Source organism: Alteribacter natronophilus (genome assembly GCF_006007885.1).
Taxonomy (GTDB): Bacteria; Bacillota; Bacilli; order Bacillales; family Salisediminibacteriaceae; genus Alteribacter; species Alteribacter natronophilus.
In genome coordinates, this window is the sequence record NZ_VCRO01000006.1 from 92,198 (window position 1) to 111,853 (window position 19,656).

The window sequence follows — 19,656 nt, forward strand, 5'->3', positions numbered from 1 at the left end:
GTTCTCCTGCTTCGTCATGCACCAGCCTCAGCAGAATGACTAATAAATCGGTTCACGTACCGTTCTCCGGATCAGCCGGATCAAATCAGCTTTCCGGTTCGGTCCGATTGTATCGTGATCGAGCATGCTGCAGAGCGATACGAGATCTGCGATTCTCGCAAGTTGTTTCCAGTCACCGGACAGGTGAAAGCCTGTCCTTTCAAGTCCCTCGATCATTCCTTTTTCAAACAGTTCAAACCCCGGATACGTGTCGTAGCGAATCATGTTGCCGATATCTATGTACAGGGAACCGGACATGGCGTATTCCCAGTCCAGCACGGCACTGACATTCGACCCTTCCATAAGAATGTTCAGGCCATTAAAATCGCCATGCACGAGGCCCGCGCCTGTATCGTCTTTTTCAAGGAGGTACCCGTTTGCCTCTGCAAACCTCTTCACTTCTTCTGCAAGCCCAGGCTCCATATGACTTCCCGCTTTTCCGGTAGAAAAGAAGTACTCGATCGTCTCTTTAAAAAAATCCGGTGTAAGGGAAAAACGAAATCCCACCTCGAGATCTGCTGTAAGGTCTCCCTCCTCATTAAACGCGGCCGCCTTTCTGAGGCCTCCAAGCGTCTGTCCGGCCGACCGGCCTGCATCCATTAAATCCGAGCCTTGTTCCAGTACATCTCTTAAGAGGATCCCATCCTTCCATTCGAGAAGAGCTGCCTGCCCAGCAGTTCTGAACCAGGGAACGGTGGTGTTGGCTGCCAGCAGTCCGTGTATTGCCTCTTCTTTTTCAAGAAGTCCACTGTTCCTGGGAAGCCTCAGAACCACTTTTGCGCCATCATCCAGCTCAATTCTGTAATTGCTGCTGCTCAGTCCCGTCTCCAGCGGGATGGCACAGACTGCAACGGCATCGGGTTTAATTATGCGAACAGTCTTTTCGGCATCTTTAAGGCTGAGCGGTTCCAGCCCATTCATTCGTTCCCAACCTTGTTTCATGTCTTTCCCCTCCCGGCTTTCCTTCCATTTACTATAGCAGGAATATTCCGAAAAAGGGAGCAGACATAACCCGTTTCCTCCCCAACTTTTCCCTAAACCATGGGCGTACTGTTAACATGGTCCCTGTAATCTGGTACCATTAACGTGGTACGATCGAACGAAAGGATGCCGCTCTCATGACCGAAACACTATTAATCAACTTTCTCTTCCTTCTTTTTCCCGTCCTCATGTATGTAATCTTTTTCGAAAACAGAGTAAACAGGCATAATTATAAAACTCTGCTGTTTATTTTTGCAGCCATATCCATGGTTCTTTCCATGAGCTTTCCGATCAGACTGGAACTCGGATTCATCTATGATCTGCGCTACATACCGTTTTTACTTGGCTCACTTTTCGGCGGATACGCAATCGCATTTCCCTTATACGTGATCCTGAACCTTTACCGGTTTATTGTCGGAGGGGACGGGATCTTTCTTTCTCTTCTTTTTTCCACTATTGTGTTTATCGTTGTCCCTCTTTACAGCAGACGTTTCCTTGAGCTTGAGCCGGTGAAACGGATTCAGGCAGCGGTAGTGATTGCCATGACCACGACAGCATTTTATCTTAGTACGCTTGCGCTGTTTTATGAATCGCTCAACAGGGAATTCTGGCTGAGCACAGCCCACCTTCTGACTATTTACTTCCTGGGAACAGCCATTATCATGGTCATTATCGAAAAGATCTTCAGCAATATTAAGGTACGGGAACGGATGATGGAATCGGAACGGCTTAATGTCATCAGTGAACTTTCAGCCAGTATTTCCCATGAAATCCGGAACCCTCTTACTGTAACCAGCGGGTTTCTGCAGCTGCTTACCAGATCTGATTCACTCGGGAAAAATGACAGGCGTTACGTGGACCTGAGCATGCAGGAAGTAAAACGGGCGGAAACGATCGTTACGGACTTTCTCTCCCTCGCCAAACCGCAGGCGGAAAATATGGTTACGTCAGACCTGAAGGCCGAAGCTGATTACGTAAACAACATCATGATCCCGTATGCAAAAATGCACCGTGTGGATGTGAACTTTTCCTTTTCGAATACGCTTGAGACGACGTTTGACCGCAATCAGCTGAAACAGACGCTGATCAATCTCTATAAAAACGGTGTTGAAGCTGTGGAGGAAGGCAGTCGCGGGAAGCTTGATGTCAGCATTTCAAGCCGTGACCAGAAAATTGTAATCAGGATTGAAGACAATGGCCGGGGCATGAGCCGCGAGGAGATTGCCAGGATCGGAAAACCCTACTACTCTACGAAAAAAGAAGGTACCGGACTGGGCATGCTCATGGTTTTCAGTACGATCAACAAACTGGGTGGCAGGATAAAAGTGGACAGTGAAAAAGGAAAAGGAACCGTGTTTACAATCACGATTCCCGTCAGGAAAAACCCTGCAGAGGCCGGGACAAAACCCAGCTGAAGATAAGGACTTTCACCCTCGGTGAGAGTCCTTTCCTGTATTCTATAATGGTTGATTGTTCAAAAATACACTCGCTTGCCGCGGGCAAGGCTTCAGCTAGCCGGGGGGAAGACCGCGGCCGGATTGCGCATCAGATAACCCCATTGCAGTCAGACAGTCAAAATATCTTCAGGCAGGATGGGAGTTCCTTAATCCGGCTGATTTTTGCATCATATGTATGTGCTGTTCCGAAACCGTACGCAGCATAAATAAATGGAACCCGGGCATAAACAGCGGCTGTGCGGTCTCCTTCTGTATCTCCTACGTACACCGGGGCCGAAAGGTTGTTTCGCTCCATCACTATTTTTATATTTTCTCCCTTTGAAAGTCCTGTTCTCCCGGGGTTTTCATAGTCTTTAAAGTGGTGTCCAAGGCCGTGATAATCGAAAAAAGCCTCTATATAACCATCCTCGCAGTTACTTACGATAAACAGGTCATACTTTTGAGACAGGCTTTCAAGCACCTGTTCCACAACGGGATACAAAACACCGCCTACCTCTCTCAGAAAGCTTCCTTCAATTCCAAAGCAGGCATCGAGCACCTCTTCCCTGTTTTTTGCCCCCAGCTCCGGAAAAAGTGCATTTCCCAATTCCCTGCGCTGAAGCCCCATTACCTTTTGTAAATCTTCAATTTTCAGTCCCCGGGGTATGCCACTTTGTTTTTCCAGAACGCTGTTCCAGGCTTTTACGATCGTCGCTCTGGAATCCCAGAGCGTACCGTCAAGATCAAAAATGATGCTGTCCATTTACCCGCCTCCTCCTGGTAATCATATACAACCAAAACTATCACAGGAGAATCTGTTTGTACACGAATTGTAAGGAGATGGAAGAAGAGATTCGCCTGCTGTACGGACTGCTTCCAGATGAACTCCACCACGAACTAATCCGCTTTTTTCCTGCCTTTCAGGAGAATGTGTGAAACAGCTGCCAGAACCGGCAGTTCCAATAGCGGGCCGATGACGAGCGTGAGCGCAATGAGCGGCTCGCCGGGAAAAGCAGTCATGGCAATGGCCAGCGCCAGCGGTGAGTTCCTTGCCAGAGTAGTAAGACTGAGACTCACTCTGTCACGGTAGGAAAAACCCGCCAGCCTGCCTGCAAACTGTCCTGCCAAGTAGTTAATAACAAAAAAGAGCACAATCGGAATCAGGAGAAGTACCACCATCTCGAGGTTCGTCAGAAGAACCTCTCCCTGGGAAGTAAACATGGCCGTAATGGCCAGGCTCAGAAATATGACCGGCAAAGCACCGATCCGTGTCAGGAGCTTTTCTTCAAGTCCACGCTTATTTTTAAGCAAACCCTTTGTAAGCATTGCAATTCCTAATGGTACGAGCAGTACTAGGATTACACTTTCCAGAAGCCAGGCAGGCTCCACTGTGCCTGATGAGCCGGCAAAAATCAGCAGATACAGTGGCAGAAGCACAACCTGGAGAAGCAGGTTTACCGGCAGGATGGCTGCTGCCAGAGCCACATTTCCTCTTGCAATGCCGGTAAAAATCAGATACCAGTCTGTACAGGGTGTAACCATCAACATAATAAAACCGATAAACAACGCCGGATGACTGCCGAGAAACAGGTAACCAAGGCCTGCTGCCAGTAGCGGCACCCAGATGAAATTGATCAGGATTGCAATCACAGTAAACTTCCGATTCTTAAATGCGTCCATCAAATCCGAAAAACGGATCTGCAGAAATGTCACATACAGCATCACTATTAAAAGCGGCACGATTAACGACCCGGCACTTTCCCTCAGCGGTTCACTCATACCAAACAGAAGTCCTGCAATTACAGATATCAGTATGATAAGTGAATAAAGCTTTTCGCAGCGTTTCAAAATCTCTACACCTGCAGTATGATTATGTATTTACGACTTCTCCCAAGCATAGCTTCTGCTTCCCGTTATGTACAGAAGGCTGGGACAGAAGTGTTTTACAGACGAAAATCCGACCAACCAATAAGCGGTTCAGGAAAATCGCTCCTGAAATATTCGCCGCTTTCCGCGGGAAGCGGCTGAGCCTCCGCGTGCTCCGCACAGCGGGGTCTCACCTGCGCTTTTCCTCCCGCAGGAGTCGGCGTATATTTCATCCGCTTATAAGTTTTTTTTTCAGATTTTAATCTAAACACTTTCCTTATGATGTCCCAGTCTTAATCTGCGAGCATTATTTCAGATCAAACCCTTCCTGACCTTCATGAAGCACATTTGTTACGCTGAGAGGGTTGCCGTCCGGATCTTTAAAACCGAACCCGCCCATCTGTGAGCCCTCCATCACGTTCAGACGGCCTGCCTCCACCCCGTTCTCTTTCAGTTTCCGGTGCGTTTCTGCCAGGTCTGCAGTGTAGAAATCAACTACGCTGTGTTCTGTGCCTGTATACGTATTCCTGAACGCAGGAGGGATAACCTCCTCTGTCTCTACGAGAAAGATTGTCGGGCTTGTGTTCCCAAATGACAGCATGGCGTTTGTTTTCCCTTTAAACGCACATGTGAGTTCAAGATTGCCGGTGTACCATTCAATGGAGCGATGAAGATCGGATACGGGTATTTCGATTGTGGCAATATGTTTTATCATTTGTAACCTCCAGATTAATTTCAGACTAACAGCGGCAGACCATCAGAACGTTACCGTCCGGATCGCGGAAATTAAACCAGTGCCCGTTTTCAATTTCCGTCAGCAGTTCCCCTGCACTGTTCGTAAGCTTTTTCTATGTCCTTAGTATTAAAATGAAAGAGAGGAGCTGTCCCCGTTGAACGCTTTGGATAAATTCTGCTGTCCAGAACGAGCTTCGTCCCGGGGACGGAATAAATGTGACCGAAAAGTACCTCTCCCTTTTCCTTTATTCCGAGAAGTTCCCTGTACCACTCAGCCGATTTTTCAATGTTACTGACAGGCAGAAAAACGGCTCCAATCTCCCCCTCAATGACACCTCCCACGCACCTCACCTCCAGTATGATTTAACACCATTATACCGGAACACACGTTCTTTTTGTACGCAATTTTCCGAATACTTTCTCGAACGGGTTCCATTTCCCCCTGATATTTCTTTCGTGTATGATAGAGAATTAGGGACTTATGGAAGGAAAACCGTCCTGCACAGCGAAAGATACAGTACTGCAGTTTTTAGGAGAGTGAATGAAGATGCTTTATGTATCAAAAATTGAAGAAATCATCAAAGACACTTTATATAGCCACGACTTAAAAATCAATTATGAATACAACGAAGCTCTTCCGGCACCAATGAGCTATAACAAATCCACCAATACGATCAAGTTTAACTACCTTGAAGTAAATGCCTATAAAGCGGTGGTGGGCAGCAGAATTAAGGAAAGTGACGAAAATATCGTCCGGCTCATCCTGTACCGGCAGATCGGGCACTATCTGGATTTTAAAAACAATTGGCACGACATGAGAATCCTCATGTTCGGTGGCGAGCACGAGAAAAGGATGCTGAGAGCAAAGCTGGACCGGAATGCCTGGGAATACGGCAGAACCCTCGTTCCCGAAAACCTTCTTCACGCGTACGATAAGATGCGGGAGCTCGATCAGACGATGGTGAAGTCCTGAGGATGTATTTAATGTTCCGGCAGCACACGATACAAACAGCAAGGCTCCCGCTGCATTGCGGGAGCCTTGCTTTATAACCGCCGCTCGGAAAGCAGCTGTCTCTTTAATCCTCTTCAGCTGCTTCCGCTGCTTCGGCGTCAGCTTTTGTCTGATGAATGGTTCCGAACGGATGATGAGGCGGGGCGTAGATTGAGTAGACTTTCATCGGCCGGTCTCCCGTGTTTATTACATTGTGATAAGTCCCTGCCGGAATAAAGATTGCATAATCCGGGAACACTTCCTCCTCGAAATCAAGATAGGTTTCAGTAGGCCCCATCCGAACAATACCCTGACCGTCCTCGATTCTCAGGAACTGGTCATCCTCCTCGTGCACTTCCAGACCAATATCGTCTCCCGGCTCAATACTCATAAGCGTAAGCTGCAAATGATCCCCGGTCCAGAGCGCTCTTCGGAAGTTATCATTATCGAGCGTTGCCTGTTCAATATCCACAACGTACGGCCCTGTACCGAAGTCATCCTGCCTGGTTCCAGTCATGTGACGGAAGTTCTCCGCACACTGACGGTTTCCGGCTGCTGCAGCCTGAAAGGCCTGGCTCAATGCAGGATACGGAGAAGACATGCTGTACTGCTGATAGGTCTGCCACGCATCCTCACCTGCTTTCTGTGCTTTTCTTACGCCATCGGCAAAATCACTGAATTGAATCGTCTGTGCCTGGCAGGCAGGCTGCTGTCCAGTCATGGAAGCATATAGATAACCGAAGTGATTAAACTGCGCTTTCCGTTTTTCCAGTTCATTCAGAATCTCCGCACGGTCTTCCTCATCCCCGGCCTCCCGGGCAAGCCTGCTGTAAAGGTCGATGGCACCTGCTTCTCTGTTAAGGCCATCCTCAACTGCCGCGCATGCCTGCTGTAGCTGATAATTCTGCTGGGGGCCTCGGTACATCCCTGATCCGTAATACACGTTTGTCATCCCCTTTTGTTTTCTCAGAACCTATGATATGCCCGGTGCTGAGGATGGGTACGTCGTCCGTCATCTTCAGGGATAAACCGGATTTCATTCTAATATACTCTTGAATGAAGTAATGTTAATATTTATTCAAACATATACTTGAATAAATTAATTGAGGTGATTTTCCATGAGCCATAAAGTTATGTGTGAAATTTACTGCTACGATGAGAAAAAAGTACAGCACATCCGAAGCTCCCTCAACCTCCAGGGTCTCGAGCGAACTGCGAAGCTGTTTAAAGCCCTGTCAGGAGAAAACCGGACAAAAATTGCCTATGCTCTCTGTCAGGCAGATGAACTGTGCGTTTGCGATCTGGCCAATATCATCGAGGCTTCTGTTGCCACCACCAGCCACCACCTCCGTATCCTTCACAGAGAAGGGGTGGTCAAATACAGAAAGGAAGGAAAACTTGCCTTTTACTCTCTGGATGACGATCACGTACGGCAGCTGATCGTTACAGGCCTCCATCATGCCACAGAGGAACGGCACCATGGCTGACGAGTCTAAAACCTACCGTGTAAAAGGGTTCACCTGTGCAAACTGCGCCGCACAGTTTGAAAGAAACGTGAGGGACCTGCCGGGAGTTACGGGGGCAACGGTCAACTTCGGTGCATCCAAAATTACGGTGGAAGGAAAAGTTCCACCAGAACAAATCGAAAAAGCAGGTACCTTTGAAAACCTGAAAATCAGTGATGCTGCCCTCGTGAAAGAGGATCAGGCGCCGTTCTGGAGGCAGCGTGAAAATCTGAAAGTCTACATTTCAGCCATTCTGCTGTTGACCGCATTCCTGCTGCAGCTTCAGTTCGGAAGCGGCCACTATCTCCCCGTATCAGGGTACGCAGCATCGATCATCATCGGAGGATATACGTTATTTATCCGGGGCATCCGTAACCTGGCACGCCTCAATTTTGATATGGCCACACTTATGACCGTGGCCATCCTTGGAGCTGCAGCGATTGGCGAATGGGGTGAAGGAGCTGTGGTTGTGATCCTGTTTGCCATCAGCGAAGCACTTGAACGGTACTCCATGGACAAAGCACGCTATTCCATCAGGTCCCTTATGGAAATTGCCCCGAAAGAAGCACTCGTCCGCCGGAACGGACAGGAGATGACGGCTCGTGCAGAAGATATTCGAATCGGTGATACGATGATTGTTAAACCGGGAGAAAAACTGGCAATGGACGGAACCGTAGGAAAAGGTGCATCCACACTCAACCAGGCAGCCATTACCGGTGAGTCCTTCCCTGTTACAAAAAATGAAGGCGACGAAGTGTTTGCCGGCACCCTGAACGGTGAAGGACTTCTTGAAGTAACCGTTACAAAGGCAGCAGATGATACAACGCTCGCCAGAATTATTCACCTTGTTGAAGAAGCCCAGGCTGAAAGAGCTCCGTCACAGCATTTTGTAGACCGGTTCGCCCGCTGGTACACACCGGCCATCATATTAACCGCCCTCCTGATTGTTACGGTGCCTCCTCTCTTTATGGGACTTCCATGGAATGAATGGATCTACCGCGGCCTCACCGTTCTCGTGGTCGGATGCCCGTGTGCACTTGTCATCTCCACCCCCGTTTCCATCGTAACGGCGATCGGAAATGCTGCCCGTCACGGCGTTCTCATTAAAGGGGGGATTCACCTTGAAGCTGCCGGATCACTCGATGTGATCGCCTTTGATAAAACAGGAACGCTTACTGCCGGAGTTCCTGCAGTAACTGACGTGAAATCTTTTAGAGACGGTAAAAGTGAAAACGATGTGCTTGCCCTCGCAGCAGCAATCGAACGGGGATCGGGACATCCCCTTGCTTCTGCAATCGTGAAAAAAGCAGAGCACCACGGACTGAACACCGGAAAAATTGAAGCTGACTGCGTCCAGTCGCTGACGGGTAAAGGGATCAAAGCGACTGTGAACGAAGAAGAAGTCTTCGCCGGCAGCCCGAAGCTGTTTGAGGAAATCACCCTTGAAAAGCTGCCTCCTGATATTTTGAAGGAGATTGAAACGCTGCAGACAGACGGAAAAACGGTCATGTTAATCGGGACCCGGACTGAGATTTCCGGTCTGATTGCAGCTGCCGATGAACTGCGCCCCTCTGCTGCGCAGGTGATACGTAAACTTCACAAATCAGGCATCAGACGGACCGTCATGCTCACGGGCGACAACCGGCGAACTGCCGAGGCAGTCGGCAAAATCGCCGGCGTGACTGACATTGCATCTGAGCTTCTGCCGGAGGAAAAGCTGCAGCGTATTAAAGAAATGACGAACCGCGGTGAAAAAACAGCCATGATCGGAGACGGAGCAAACGATGCTCCCGCCCTCGCTGCATCCACTGTCGGCATTGCCATGGGCGGAGCAGGTACCGATACCGCTCTCGAGACAGCCGACATCGCCCTTATGGGAGACGACCTTAACAAGATTCCGTATACCATCAGGCTGAGCCGTCGGGCGCTGGCCATAATCAAACAGAACATCACCTTTTCCCTGGCTATTAAAGCTGCCGCCCTCCTTCTCGTCTTTCCGGGGTGGCTCACGCTGTGGATCGCCATTCTCGCCGACATGGGCGCCACGCTGCTTGTTACCCTCAACAGCCTGAGACTTATGAGGGAGGGTGAAAGAATAAGAAATATATCAGGCACAGGAAAAGCGCGTGTTGTTTAAAAACACGCGCTTTCAGATTCCCTTATACTCCTGCTTTTTCAGCTGAAAAATCAATAATCCTGATCGGGTTGCCTGCATTGTCTTCATAGATGGCATATCTCCCCGGTGGAATATCCACCGGTTTCTTTACAAAGGTGAGTATGCCTTTATTGTCTTTAAAGAATGCATCCACACTTTCCACCTGAAAAACACCGCCTGGCTTACTGTGATCATCCTCATCCGATTCAAGCAGCAGCTGTACATCGGAACCGGGAAGTTTCAGCGCTGCCGTATCCGTTCCCTCACGCCACGCTTCATCAAAACCAAGCTTTTCCCGGTAAAATTCCAGTGATGTTTCCAGGTCTCTTACAGGGTAATACATGAAAATCAATTTCATTTCCTCTCCTCCTTTTCAGGTTTCAAAGACTGAAAAATCGCCGGTGACAAAGAAAACAGGGTCTCCCAAGCCTGTCTTTCCGGATGCTCAATTTGTTCTGCGATCGGCGCCAGCTTATATTCATTTTACACCAGGCAGCTATCCTGTAGCATGTTCATCTTATTTCATTTACACCTAGACCTCACTCATATCACTCCGCTGCTTTTCGTGAAGCCCGTAAAGCACCAGGGTCACCATAATCGTAATCACTGCATACACCATGATCGCAAACCAGGGATGCAGGACCGGAAGCTGAAACACTTGAAAGACGGTAAATTCCTGAAACATCCGGTCCGTACGGAACATTTCTGTGTAATTTACCCGGGCAAATCCTTCAAGCCAGGCATGTCCTCCCGTATTCAGCCGATCGATCACCGGTGGAGCCGCAATGAGGGACAGACCGGCAAAAAAGACAATCAGACCGCTGCGAAACAGCTGTGAAAACAGGAGAACCACCATGGAAAAGGCAAGAGCTGCAAACCACTGAATACCGAGCATGACGACCAGGTACTGCCATACCGTAAACGAATAAGGACTCATTCCGAAGTCCACGATAAAATTCTCGGGACTAATCGCCTGAAACGGGGCGTTCCAGCCTTCAAGACTCCCATAATTCATATATTTAAACAGAAGGTGAAAAGCATGAAGGCTGAATACGATTACGGTAGCATACAGCATGGACGCCAGAATTTTTGCAGTGACCAGCCGCTTTGCCCCGTGCCTTGACGTCCCGACCATCCCCGACATGCGGTAACGCAGGTCTCCATTAAAAACCGGGCTTAAACCGATCATGAGTAGAACGGAAATAAGAACAGAAGTAAACGCAGGCTCTATAATACCAACTGAATCATGCCATGTTCTGACCGGATAATACCCGACTACATCCACCGCCTGAGTGAGCATTCCCTTTTCCATCTCAAGTTTTCGTGTTTCGTAAGTTCCTATCTCCCCGTTAAGTGCATGATCGATCTGATCGAGCCTTTCTTTCATGGCCGTCTTCTGTTGTCCTGTTAATGCCACATTATGCAGTACAGATGACTGATAGGAAGGACTGTCCATCATTTCCGCCCCTGCTTCACTGTTCCGGGCAGCCTGTTCATCCTGTTCTCTCATCAGTTCCCTTGCCCGCTCTTCAAGCTCAGGTGTAACCGGGCCACCCCATTCTTCCATATAGTTAGAAGAATCCTCGGGAAGATTTTGCGGAACATACTGACTGAACACCGCCAGACCGATCATCAGAACAATTAGTAAGAAAGCTGAAGGAACTGAGCGGTTTCTTACAATCTTAAAGAATTCCTGCTTTATCATTGTTCAAATCCTCCGTCAAATGCCTGGAAAACGACATCTTCAAGTGTCGGCTCAACAGCCGTTGCATTGGGATGCGGAGGAACGGCACTGATGATCCGAAGCTCTGCTCCCTTTTCCACATAGCGGATGTTTGTCACTTGATGATCTATTTCAAACTTATTTGCTTCGGAAGCTGATACGGTTATGGTCCACACCTCACCACAAAGCGTTTCCAGCATCTCCGGAATTGTGCAGTTTTGTTCAATGGATCCGTTTTTAAGCAGCAGAACCCGCCTGGCAACTGATTCGATGTCAGATGTAATGTGGGTGGACAGAATAACTACCCTCTCAGCCGCAATTTCCGCAAGCATCTTCCTAAACCGCATTCGCTCCTTTGAATCGAGTCCTGCAGTCGGTTCATCCGCAATTAGAACATCAGGATTATTTAATAGAGCCTGTGCGATACCGAGTCTCCGCTTCATCCCGCCGGAGAACTTTCTGACTTTCTTTTTACGTTCGTTTTCCAGCCCGGTCAGAACGAGCAGTTCATTTATTTTCTTAGGAAGCTCCTCTTTATTCAGCCCTTTAAGTTTCCCCAGGTAGGCCAGAAACCGTTCGGCAGTGAAATGAGGATATGTGCTGAATTCCTGCGGGAGATAACCGAGTCTGTCCCTGTAATTCTCTCCCATGACCTGTATATCCTGTCCATTATAATAAACGGCACCGCTGTCTGCCTTCCCGACGCCGGCAAGAATTCTCATAAACGTTGACTTACCAGCGCCATTCGGTCCGATCAGAGCATACACACCATTTGTAAATTCAGCAGAAATGTTATTTAGAACGGTTTGAGTCCGATAAGATTTTGTAATGGATTTCACTGCGAGAGTCATTCTGTTTCTCCTTCCACTGTTTGTAAGCTTTGGATATACCGTTTCAACTCCATTAAAAACAAGTAAAGCCCCATCACCAGACATACAGCATGAAATATAATACCTGCATGCTGCAGAGCTTCCACCCAGTCCGGTCTGCCGGTGACGGCTGCAGAAAATATAACCCAGAACCCGATAAGCAGCTGGCGATCAGCACGGCTGAACCTCCGGCTTACATACAAAGCCAATGCACCCGTCAGAGTAAACACAGAAAGGATCATGAGAGCAGAAGCCCATAAAGAAGGTACATCTATAACCGGCCAGAAAAGAAACAGGAATACACTCGTGAAAGTCACGTTTGTCAGGCCTGCGATCGTCATCCTCATTACCGCAAGTGATCCGGGATGAATTCGGCAGCTCATTTCCAGTTCCTCCATTCCAAAACGTCTTGCAGTACCGGCCTGAACGACCCCAAAGATAAAAGGCAGTGGAAAGGCCGTCATGAATACAGTAAAAGGATCGTACCATGGACTGGAAGCAAGAAAGTATGCACATACGAAAAGCAGGCCGTTTAACCCCCAGAAAAGAGGACCAATATCCCTTCCCTGCTCGGCAAACCGGTATAAATCAGATAGAAAATCCCGACTCTCCTGTTGCTTAAAAGGCAGTTCCGAGGCTGCCCGCCTGACCGTTCTGTCCTGCATTTCCTCATCCGGAAACGGAATTTTCATATACGGTTTACTCATCGGCATTCTCTCCCTTCACCTTATTTCGCATCTTTTCCAGCCCCTGCCTGATTCTTGACTTCACACTTGACTCGGGCACGCCGGTAATGGCTGAAATTTCCTTTCCTTTAAAACCGTATATGTATTTCAGCAGGATCGCCTCCTTCTGAAATCCGGGCAGATCATTCAGCAGGATTCCGACATCTTCTTCATCAAGCACTGAGCTGCTTCGGCTGTAAAAGGTAACGACGTTTTCCTCAAATCCGAACGGCTCTGTAACCGACTGTTTACGTTCCCGGTACAGATTACTTTTATAGTAATCCTTCGTATGGTTTGCCGCGATTGTAAACAGCCACGATTTAAATCGTCCGTCATCACGAAAGGAAGAGAGTGAGCGGATCATTTTAATAAATATCTCCTGAGTCATGTCATAGGCGTGATGCTCGTCCCCGGTTTTTGAATAAACGAAAATATAAATATCCCGGTAAAAAAAACGGATCAGTTCCTCTGCTGCCGCCTCGTCTCCTTTCCTGATTTTTTTCAGCTGTCGTTTTACATTCATACTGCCACCGCCATTGTTTTCTCTTACATAAAAAATAACGAATTGGAATTACAAAACGATTTAAACGGCAGAAATTAATTTTTTCCATGCCCGCCTTACAGGTCTAATATGAACGGCCCTTCCAATATGGAAGGGCCGTGGATAAGCAGCATTACTTCAACTGTAACCAGACATAAGGTTTACCTCAGATTAACATGCTTTTCTATGTATGGCGCCATGAAATCGCGATAGCTTTCCCCAAGCTCTTCCGGAAGAGTGTGAAAAGGGAAAAACCTTACATCGGTTCCTTCTGTACGGTTGACTGTGATTGTACCTTTTATGTCACGAGTGTAATAGACTGCCGTGACAGAATACAGTTCATCCCCATTCGGTACCTTCATGTAATATTTTTCGCCTGAGAAAATATCCACCAGATGGAGATGCCCCACTTCCAGGCCCGTCTCCTCCTTCACCTCTCTCCTCGCCGTCTCTTCAAGACTTTCCCCAAGTTCCATCAGTCCGCCGGGAAGCCCCCATGTACCGTCCCGCCTGTGCTGAAGCAGCACCTCGCCGTCCCTGTTCAGCACAATGACTACAGAACCGGTTAAAATAAGCGGCCTGTGCCCTACCAGCTTCCTTAAATCCTTCACGTAATCCATCGTATCACCTACCTCCCGACCTCACGGTAAAACTGCTCAAGAAATGTCTCCATAAACTTGTGCCGCTCATCAGCCAGCTCGTATCCCCGTCTCGTATTCATGAGATCTCTTAACTTCAGCAGTTTTTCATAAAAATGATTAACCGCCGTGGACTTTCCTTTCCGGTACTCTTCCTTTGTCATACTTTCCCGCGCCTTGATGTCCGGGCCATACATGGGGCTTCCTTTACTGCCCGAGTAGACAAAACAGCGGGCGATGCCGACAGCACCGATGGCATCGAGCCTGTCTGCATCCTGTACCACTTTCGCCTCGAGGCTTTCCAGGGCCTGTCCGTTCCCGCCCTTAAAGGATATGGTCTGAATGATTTTCATTACGTGCCGGACATCGGTTTCAGCAACGCCCTTGCCAGTCAGCCAGTCTTCGATGTCCTGCAGGGCTTCCGTTTCGTCATCCACCACTTTATCGTCAGCTAGGTCATGAAGCAGAGCAGCAAGCGTAACAACAAAAACATCAGCGTTTTCTGCTTCTGCAATGGCTGCTGCGTTTCTGGTTACACGATCGATATGAAACCAGTCGTGTCCGGTTTGTTCTTCCTGCAGCTGATCCCTGACCATCTTTTCTGTTTCGAGGATAATGCGTTCCTGATCCACATCCGTCACTCCCTGTCTTTATTCATTTTAACCTTAACATAAATATCCATTTATCAGCTCTTTTCTTCATCAATGTATGCATTTCAGCGATTCTACTGTTCGTCACGCTTAAACTGCCGGATTACGGGAAAAGGAACCCTATACAGAGCAGATATGAGCCATACATGTAAATATACGGAAAGCAGAATTAAAGTGTTCAAAATAGTGCGGAACTTCCCCATGGTTCAGCCGTATATAAATGAGACTATCAACACATAAACGGAGAGGGTAGGATGAAATTATACCTGCTTATGACAGGACTTTGTATTCTTCTGCTGGCATGCAGTACGGATACTCTTGTGGAAACGGATGAAGTGTCCACAAACAGCAGTACCATCACAGAAACGATGACTTATATGAGTGACGGCTATCAGATCAGCGGTTTTATCGTGCGGCCGAATACGGATGAGGAAAACCTCCCTGTTCTCATCTATAACCGCGGAGGAAACCGGGATTTCGGAGCGATTGATCACCGGATTGTCAATCAGCTTCGCGACTGGGCTGAGGATGGATACGTGGTCCTCGCTTCCCAGTACCGGGGAACAAGTGATAGTGAGGGAGAAGACGAATTTGGAGGCGCTGATGTAACAGATGTTCTTGCTTTGGAACAGGTAGCCGAAGAGCTTGCCTACGCAGACAGCAGCAGAATGTTCATGCTCGGTTATTCAAGAGGAGGTATGATGACCTACCTTGCGGCTAAAGAAGGGATGAATCTCACTGGAGCGGCGGTAGTGGGGGCACCGGCAAATCTCGTTGACGGATACGGTGAGTCTGATCCTGCCATGCGCCAGGTACTGGAGGATCTGATAGGGGATCCTGAGGACCATACTGACGCATACGAGGCAAGATCAGCTGTTCACTGGCCGGAGGATATCGATGTGCCTCTCCTTATCCTGCACGGTGAAAACGATCAGCGTGTGGATGTGGACCAGGCCAGGCGGCTTGCTTATGCATTGGAAGGGGACTACAGGCTCATCGTTTATGAAGACGGCAGTCACGGTCTCCAGGAACACCACGATGAGTACGTGGAGGAAGTAAGACAATGGTTCCGGCAGTATGGAAGCGACTAAAAGCAGTAAATCATATCAGGAGGAGTGCAGAAAAGCCGGACCTTCTTGCCCGGCTTTTTTTGCGGTGGCTGACGAAAAATAGTTTTAATAATAATGGAAATATCTGAAGCATTTGTTTCTTTTACCGGAATATTCATGGTACATTATAATAGACTAAGTATAATCTAAATTTGAAGGATGGTTCTTTTGCTTTCAAAGACAGAAATAAAAATCTTCGAAAATGAAATAGAGAAGATGAAAAATGAATACTTCCGCTGTCGTGATTTACGGATTAAAGAACTGATCCTTTACGATATCCAGGAGATGTATGCCGTTTTACTTGAGGAAACCACCTTCAATTAAATGGGCATAAGTAACCTGCCGACGGTAAAACGTCCCCGATACCAAACGAGGTTTAATCAATCTTAAACACCCCTGATTTCCCCGCTTTCCTCAGTCAGAATTTCCGGATCGGAATCGGCAGACTCAATTGCGATTGCTGTCAGACCTGATTCCGTCCTTGTTTCATGCCATTCCCCTCTTTCCCAGTAAACCGCTTCTCCGGCTTCAATTTTCAGTTCTTTTTCCCCTGCCCTCACCCAGCCTCTTCCCTTGACCACAAGAAGCACCTGGGGAACCTTTGCTTCGTGGTACCCAATGAGCCCGTTCTCTTCCAGGTGCATCCAGGAAACCTGTGCCTGCCCGGTCATCTGCATAACGCGGGACAGAATAAAATCAGAGTTAAAGTGGGTAACCTTCTTTCCATACTGTTTATTAAAATTGAATATCTTCAAAACTCTCTCCCCCATTGAATCGATCAGTCTTATTTGAATTGCGGCGGTTTACGGATTCTCCCTGCCTGTTCATAGGCATAGGCAATTTGAATAAGCTTCTTTTCTGAAAAAGCAGTGCCTGCAAAGGAAACACCGAATGGGCGGCCATTCTCTCTGTATCCCGCAGGAACGGCAATACTCGGATAACCTGCTTTTGCACTGATGGTTGAATTAACATAGGAGGGAAACAGCAGAGCATCAAGATCATGCTGTTTCAGGACAAGATCAATCCCCTGGTCACGGGCAAAGTAAAGGTCTTCCAGTTTTGCCTGGATATACTCCGCGCTGTTAAGTGGGTTCTGTGTCTTTTCGATCGTTAACAGGTTGTCCTGGCCGTATTTAAGGGCCGAGGCTTCGTGATTCATATTGTAGGCAATCAGTTCCCTGATTGAATGAACGGGCATATGTGACGGGAGCTTCGAAAAATAGTTGTCGAGGCTGTGCTTCAGCTCGTGGCGACCGATCTCTGTGTGCCAGTCCCTGTGAAAAGAAGGGATTTCCACATTTTCTATCAAATCGGCACCGCCTTTACTGAGTGTGTCAATCACCCCCTGGAACAGCAGATCATCATATTCCTCAGACTCATAAAACGTTGCCGCAGCACCTCTGAACACACCGATCCGTATGCCCTCAAGCCCCGGGTTGTCCAGCCCGTCCGTATAGCCGTGAGGTCCCTTCACGCTCTCTTTACTGGTGGCCGGATCGTTCTGATCCGTCCCGGATAAGACTTCGAGTACAAGTGCAGCATCGGTGACGTTTCTTGCAAACGGACCAGCCGTATCCTGTGAATAGGTAAAAGGAATAATGCCCCTTCTGCTGATTAACCCGACAGTTGGTTTGATTCCCACAACGGAATTGTGGACTGCCGGGCTGACGATGGACCCGTCTGTCTCCGTGCCAATCGCCGCAGCTGTCATATTGGCGGAAACAGAAACAGCAGAACCGGTACTGGATCCGCCCGTAAAAAACTTACCATACGGATTGAGCACCTGCCCGCCCCGGGCGCTGTATCCTGCCTCCATCGTCGTGGACATTCCGTTGGACAGTTCCGTCATATTCGTTTTAGCCAGAATCACTGCCCCCGCCTCACGCAGTCTTTTCACAAGAAAAGCGTCCCTGGAGGCTGTATGCTTTTCCAGGGCGAGCGTGCCTGCACTTGTGTGCATGCGATCAGCGGTTTCAATGTTATCCTTCAGCATGACAGGTATGCCGTGAAGAGGCCCCCTGGCCCCCTGCCTGGTCCTTTCATCGTCGAGGGCTTCCGCAATAAAAATGGCATCCGGATTAACTTCCAGTACAGCATTTAAAGCAGGACCGTTCTTGTCAAATGCTTCAATCTGCTGCAGGTAAAACATGGTCAGTTCCCGGGAGGTAATCGTACCGTTCTCCATGGCCGTCTGCATGCCGCTGATAGTCAGTTCTTCTTTGAGGATTTCGTTAAATGGGATTGTCATCGTTACACTCCGTATCTTAATTATCTATCTCTCACATTATCTGCAGGTTTCGGACAGGATTATTCCTCTTTTTTATCTGATGAGGATGGTGCTTCGGCTTCACGCAAAAAGTGCTCACAAGTCCACTTACCTTCTTTTTTAAAAAGCTTATAAACAGATGCACGTTCCATCCCCGGATTGTCCACCCACTTCTTCAGAGTGCGAACCGCGGTTTTTTTATGAGGGAAATGACGGATTACAACCTCGGCCTGCTCAGAAAGCCGGGTTGTCCAGATCCGGGAGCGGACCATGACCATCGAATAGTATGTTCTGATGAGCTTACGGGAGAAGCTTTGGGTAATTGTTCTAAACTCCTCGTCAGAAGCCGCTTCCAGCCGACTCATGATCCGGGTAAACACCCTGCAAATATCCCCATTAAAGCTGATCGCTATCTCCGCGGAAAGGTTGTAAGGCCCGAACTGTTTTCGGAGATCTTCTCCATGTACACATACACAAAGCTCCTTCAAAAACGCCTGCTCGTAGTAATTCTGCGTATCAGTCACGTAATCGAACCCGCCTGCAGCTATACCAACTTCCCGAACCAGGGAGCCGTATTTCTGTGACAACTCTCCTGCAGCATTCTTAACTTCAGCCGATTGATCGGAACTCAACCTGCCATTAAACAGCGCCATAATGTCCAGATCCGACTTACGCGGTACAGCTTCCCCCCGTGCTACGCTGCCATACACATATACACTGTGTAATTGGTCCTGAAAAAGCTTTGCAAGATTCCCAACTGCATCTCTTATGCAGGGAAGATAAATTCCATCAATTTTCTCAAGGCTCACATCGCTTACAATAAATCCATTACGGTCAAGACCGTATCCCTCCTGCAGGCTATTCATTTCACTCTCCGCCCCCTCACAGGCTAATCTTTTCAAAAGCAGTCCTCCAGGTTTAGCGTATAATCTCATACCTGGGCTGTCCTGTCACCTTTTCATAAATTTTTATATCTTCTCCGCTCACTCCGTAGGCAACCCCATTTCTCATCCAGCCGTACCTTTCGTAATAGTTTTCGAGATCAGAAGTAAGATAAAGCTTTTGACAGCCTAGATCAGCAGCAAGTTTCAACCCGTAATTGAGAAGCTGTGAGCCAATTTGTTTACCCCTGTGCTCTTTGTCTACAAATAAACAGGCCAGCCATGGACATAAATCCTGCCTGCTGTTGAGATCATTTCTGATTAATGCAGCAGTTCCGATTATTTTATTCTCCTCAACTGCCATATAAAACAGGGGAAGATCATCAGGAGTCATGCAAGAGTGAATCATACAATCTTTGTAAAACTTATAATTACTCTCGTTTCCCCATTCTCTCCAGAACACTTGAACTGCTTCTTCAAATCGTTCATCTTCACGTGTAAGAACGACAATATCCATAACACTTTCTCCTCCCTGCTGATAACCTT

23 protein-coding genes are annotated in these 19,656 nt (G+C 48.0%); 6 read left to right on the top strand and 17 right to left on the bottom strand.

Translation table 11 applies throughout. From position 1 onward, the window contains the following. Window positions 1-39: 39 nt before the first annotated feature. Window positions 40-981, bottom strand: coding sequence for a phosphotransferase family protein (locus tag FGB90_RS16900; protein WP_138812047.1), 942 nt, complete (start codon window positions 979-981; stop codon window positions 40-42). 176 nt (window positions 982-1,157) lie between these two features. Between FGB90_RS16900 and FGB90_RS16905 the strand changes: the two genes are divergently transcribed. Continuing rightward, window positions 1,158-2,435, top strand: coding sequence for an ATP-binding protein (locus FGB90_RS16905; protein WP_138812048.1), 1,278 nt, complete (start codon window positions 1,158-1,160; stop codon window positions 2,433-2,435). Window positions 2,436-2,592: 157 nt separating this feature from the next. Here FGB90_RS16905 and FGB90_RS16910 read toward each other — a convergent pair whose 3' ends face one another. The 4 genes from FGB90_RS16910 to FGB90_RS16925 all read right to left on the bottom strand — a co-directional run bounded on the left by FGB90_RS16910 (window position 2,593) and on the right by FGB90_RS16925 (window position 5,399). Continuing rightward, on the bottom strand, window positions 2,593-3,219 hold the full coding sequence (locus FGB90_RS16910; protein ID WP_138812049.1) for an HAD family hydrolase: 627 nt from the start codon (window positions 3,217-3,219) through the stop codon (window positions 2,593-2,595). A 134-nt stretch (window positions 3,220-3,353) separates the two neighbouring features. Next, the gene (locus tag FGB90_RS16915; RefSeq protein ID WP_138812050.1) at window positions 3,354-4,304 is read right to left on the bottom strand and encodes an arsenic resistance protein; all 951 of its coding nucleotides are present in this window, start codon (window positions 4,302-4,304) and stop codon (window positions 3,354-3,356) included. A gap of 325 nt (window positions 4,305-4,629) precedes the next feature. Next, complete coding sequence (locus FGB90_RS16920; protein WP_138812051.1) at window positions 4,630-5,037, bottom strand: VOC family protein; 408 nt, start codon at window positions 5,035-5,037, stop codon at window positions 4,630-4,632. Window positions 5,038-5,126: 89 nt separating this feature from the next. Then, window positions 5,127-5,399, bottom strand: a complete 273-nt coding sequence (locus FGB90_RS16925; protein WP_306419242.1) for a VOC family protein — start codon at window positions 5,397-5,399, stop codon at window positions 5,127-5,129. 199 nt (window positions 5,400-5,598) lie between these two features. On the opposite strand from FGB90_RS16925, the gene FGB90_RS16930 reads away from it, so the two are divergent. Continuing rightward, window positions 5,599-6,030 (top strand): hypothetical protein, encoded by a 432-nt coding sequence (locus tag FGB90_RS16930; RefSeq protein ID WP_306419243.1) that lies wholly within the window; start codon window positions 5,599-5,601, stop codon window positions 6,028-6,030. Window positions 6,031-6,133: 103 nt separating this feature from the next. Here FGB90_RS16930 and FGB90_RS16935 read toward each other — a convergent pair whose 3' ends face one another. Beyond that, entirely contained in the window at window positions 6,134-6,991 is an 858-nt protein-coding gene (locus tag FGB90_RS16935; protein WP_246056227.1) for a cupin domain-containing protein, read from the bottom strand. A 175-nt stretch (window positions 6,992-7,166) separates the two neighbouring features. Between FGB90_RS16935 and FGB90_RS16940 the strand changes: the two genes are divergently transcribed. Further along, window positions 7,167-7,535 (top strand): ArsR/SmtB family transcription factor, encoded by a 369-nt coding sequence (locus FGB90_RS16940; protein ID WP_138812053.1) that lies wholly within the window; start codon window positions 7,167-7,169, stop codon window positions 7,533-7,535. Then, window positions 7,504-9,690 carry a heavy metal translocating P-type ATPase gene (locus FGB90_RS16945; RefSeq protein ID WP_438502711.1) on the top strand — a complete coding sequence of 729 codons (2,187 nt, stop codon included), beginning with the start codon at window positions 7,504-7,506 and terminating at the stop codon, window positions 9,688-9,690. The genes FGB90_RS16940 and FGB90_RS16945 overlap by 32 nt, the downstream gene beginning before the upstream one ends. Before the next feature lie 22 nt (window positions 9,691-9,712). Here FGB90_RS16945 and FGB90_RS16950 read toward each other — a convergent pair whose 3' ends face one another. The 7 genes from FGB90_RS16950 to FGB90_RS16980 form a co-directional block, all read right to left on the bottom strand. Then, window positions 9,713-10,066 carry a VOC family protein gene (locus FGB90_RS16950; protein WP_138812055.1) on the bottom strand — a complete coding sequence of 118 codons (354 nt, stop codon included), beginning with the start codon at window positions 10,064-10,066 and terminating at the stop codon, window positions 9,713-9,715. Window positions 10,067-10,240: 174 nt separating this feature from the next. Further along, window positions 10,241-11,413 (bottom strand): hypothetical protein, encoded by a 1,173-nt coding sequence (locus tag FGB90_RS16955; RefSeq protein ID WP_138812056.1) that lies wholly within the window; start codon window positions 11,411-11,413, stop codon window positions 10,241-10,243. Continuing rightward, window positions 11,410-12,282, bottom strand: a complete 873-nt coding sequence (locus FGB90_RS16960) for an ABC transporter ATP-binding protein (protein WP_138812057.1) — start codon at window positions 12,280-12,282, stop codon at window positions 11,410-11,412. Before FGB90_RS16960 ends, FGB90_RS16955 begins: the two co-directional genes overlap by 4 nt. Next, window positions 12,279-13,007 carry a hypothetical protein gene (locus FGB90_RS16965; RefSeq protein WP_138812058.1) on the bottom strand — a complete coding sequence of 243 codons (729 nt, stop codon included), beginning with the start codon at window positions 13,005-13,007 and terminating at the stop codon, window positions 12,279-12,281. Before FGB90_RS16965 ends, FGB90_RS16960 begins: the two co-directional genes overlap by 4 nt. Next, window positions 13,000-13,548 (bottom strand): RNA polymerase sigma factor, encoded by a 549-nt coding sequence (locus FGB90_RS16970; RefSeq protein WP_138812059.1) that lies wholly within the window; start codon window positions 13,546-13,548, stop codon window positions 13,000-13,002. The genes FGB90_RS16965 and FGB90_RS16970 overlap by 8 nt, the downstream gene beginning before the upstream one ends. Window positions 13,549-13,727: 179 nt before the next feature. Beyond that, entirely contained in the window at window positions 13,728-14,186 is a 459-nt protein-coding gene (locus FGB90_RS16975) for an NUDIX hydrolase (RefSeq protein ID WP_138812060.1), read from the bottom strand. Between the two features lie 8 nt (window positions 14,187-14,194). Next, the gene (locus FGB90_RS16980) at window positions 14,195-14,836 is read right to left on the bottom strand and encodes an HD domain-containing protein (RefSeq protein WP_138812061.1); all 642 of its coding nucleotides are present in this window, start codon (window positions 14,834-14,836) and stop codon (window positions 14,195-14,197) included. 272 nt (window positions 14,837-15,108) lie between these two features. Between FGB90_RS16980 and FGB90_RS16985 the strand changes: the two genes are divergently transcribed. Continuing rightward, window positions 15,109-15,945, top strand: coding sequence for an alpha/beta hydrolase family protein (locus FGB90_RS16985; protein WP_138812062.1), 837 nt, complete (start codon window positions 15,109-15,111; stop codon window positions 15,943-15,945). A gap of 186 nt (window positions 15,946-16,131) precedes the next feature. Next, a complete protein-coding gene (locus FGB90_RS19780; RefSeq protein WP_171051894.1) occupies window positions 16,132-16,287 on the top strand; it encodes a hypothetical protein in 156 nt (51 codons plus the stop codon). 62 nt (window positions 16,288-16,349) lie between these two features. Here the strand turns inward: FGB90_RS19780 and FGB90_RS16990 are convergent, their stop codons facing one another. From FGB90_RS16990 to FGB90_RS17005, 4 genes are read right to left on the bottom strand one after another with little or no spacing between them, the layout of a single operon-like run. After that, window positions 16,350-16,718, bottom strand: a complete 369-nt coding sequence (locus tag FGB90_RS16990) for a cupin domain-containing protein (RefSeq protein ID WP_138812063.1) — start codon at window positions 16,716-16,718, stop codon at window positions 16,350-16,352. Between the two features lie 29 nt (window positions 16,719-16,747). Then, complete coding sequence (locus FGB90_RS16995) at window positions 16,748-18,211, bottom strand: amidase family protein (protein ID WP_138812064.1); 1,464 nt, start codon at window positions 18,209-18,211, stop codon at window positions 16,748-16,750. Between the two features lie 59 nt (window positions 18,212-18,270). After that, on the bottom strand, window positions 18,271-19,095 hold the full coding sequence (locus FGB90_RS17000) for a nucleotidyltransferase domain-containing protein (protein ID WP_138812065.1): 825 nt from the start codon (window positions 19,093-19,095) through the stop codon (window positions 18,271-18,273). A 52-nt stretch (window positions 19,096-19,147) separates the two neighbouring features. Next, window positions 19,148-19,627: a GNAT family N-acetyltransferase gene (locus FGB90_RS17005; RefSeq protein ID WP_138812066.1), complete on the bottom strand. Its 480-nt coding sequence runs from the start codon at window positions 19,625-19,627 to the stop codon at window positions 19,148-19,150. Window positions 19,628-19,656 lie beyond the last annotated feature (29 nt).

Bases quoted from the DNA above. Each gene is read 5' to 3' on its own strand.
- FGB90_RS16985 (WP_138812062.1), top strand. From the start codon at position 15,109: ATGAAATTATACCTGCTTATGACAGGACTTTGTATTCTTCTGCTGGCA.
- FGB90_RS16940 (WP_138812053.1), top strand. From the start codon at position 7,167: ATGAGCCATAAAGTTATGTGTGAAATTTACTGCTACGATGAGAAAAAA.
- FGB90_RS16910 (WP_138812049.1), bottom strand. From the start codon at position 3,219: ATGGACAGCATCATTTTTGATCTTGACGGTACGCTCTGGGATTCCAGA.
- FGB90_RS16900 (WP_138812047.1), bottom strand. From the start codon at position 981: ATGAAACAAGGTTGGGAACGAATGAATGGGCTGGAACCGCTCAGCCTT.
- FGB90_RS16975 (WP_138812060.1), bottom strand. From the start codon at position 14,186: ATGGATTACGTGAAGGATTTAAGGAAGCTGGTAGGGCACAGGCCGCTT.
- FGB90_RS16970 (WP_138812059.1), bottom strand. From the start codon at position 13,548: ATGAATGTAAAACGACAGCTGAAAAAAATCAGGAAAGGAGACGAGGCG.
- FGB90_RS16965 (WP_138812058.1), bottom strand. From the start codon at position 13,007: ATGAGTAAACCGTATATGAAAATTCCGTTTCCGGATGAGGAAATGCAG.
- FGB90_RS16950 (WP_138812055.1), bottom strand. From the start codon at position 10,066: ATGAAATTGATTTTCATGTATTACCCTGTAAGAGACCTGGAAACATCA.
- FGB90_RS16930 (WP_306419243.1), top strand. From the start codon at position 5,599: ATGAAGATGCTTTATGTATCAAAAATTGAAGAAATCATCAAAGACACT.
- FGB90_RS16905 (WP_138812048.1), top strand. From the start codon at position 1,158: ATGACCGAAACACTATTAATCAACTTTCTCTTCCTTCTTTTTCCCGTC.
- FGB90_RS16920 (WP_138812051.1), bottom strand. From the start codon at position 5,037: ATGATAAAACATATTGCCACAATCGAAATACCCGTATCCGATCTTCAT.
- FGB90_RS16955 (WP_138812056.1), bottom strand. From the start codon at position 11,413: ATGATAAAGCAGGAATTCTTTAAGATTGTAAGAAACCGCTCAGTTCCT.
- FGB90_RS17005 (WP_138812066.1), bottom strand. From the start codon at position 19,627: ATGGATATTGTCGTTCTTACACGTGAAGATGAACGATTTGAAGAAGCA.
- FGB90_RS16960 (WP_138812057.1), bottom strand. From the start codon at position 12,282: ATGACTCTCGCAGTGAAATCCATTACAAAATCTTATCGGACTCAAACC.
- FGB90_RS16995 (WP_138812064.1), bottom strand. From the start codon at position 18,211: ATGACAATCCCATTTAACGAAATCCTCAAAGAAGAACTGACTATCAGC.
- FGB90_RS17000 (WP_138812065.1), bottom strand. From the start codon at position 19,095: ATGAATAGCCTGCAGGAGGGATACGGTCTTGACCGTAATGGATTTATT.